The following is a 431-nucleotide window of genomic DNA, read 5'->3' as shown; positions in this document are numbered from 1 at the left end:
ACGGTATTATCTTACACACCATCAATATGAATTCCCTCATCGCATTCTGCCTGTTTGCCGTTTTGGCCGTGGCTCTCGCCAGACCTGACGACAAGTACACCGATCGCTACGACAACGTTAATTTAGATGAGGTCCTCAGCAATTCTCGACTTCTTCAGCCTTACATCAAATGTATCCTCGACAAGGACAGGTGTGCCCCTGACGCTAAGGAGTTGAAGGAACACATCAGGGAGGCACTCGAGACCGAATGCGCGAAATGTACCGAAGCCCAGAAGAAGGGTACTCGACGTGTTATCGGCCATCTAATTAATAACGAAAGCAAATCCTGGAATGAGCTGACCGCTAAATACGACCCCGAAAATAAATTTACAGCCAAATACGAAAAGGAGCTTCGTGAAATCAAAGCTTAAGACACAAATGCTAAACTAAGC

The 431-nt window shown here is 46.2% G+C and carries 1 protein-coding gene; it reads left to right on the top strand.

Going from position 1 to position 431, the window contains the following annotated elements; translation table 11 throughout:
• A partial coding sequence (locus F0L68_RS46060; protein WP_223199665.1) for a 4CSP family protein occupies positions 1–410 on the top strand: 410 nt, incomplete at its 5' end.
• Positions 411–431 lie beyond the last annotated feature (21 nt).

This window comes from Solihabitans fulvus, from assembly GCF_008386585.1.
GTDB lineage: Bacteria > Actinomycetota > Actinomycetes > Mycobacteriales > Pseudonocardiaceae > Solihabitans > Solihabitans fulvus.
The sequence above is the reverse complement of the archived record's forward strand: the minus strand, read 5'-3'. Positions and strand labels throughout refer to the sequence as shown.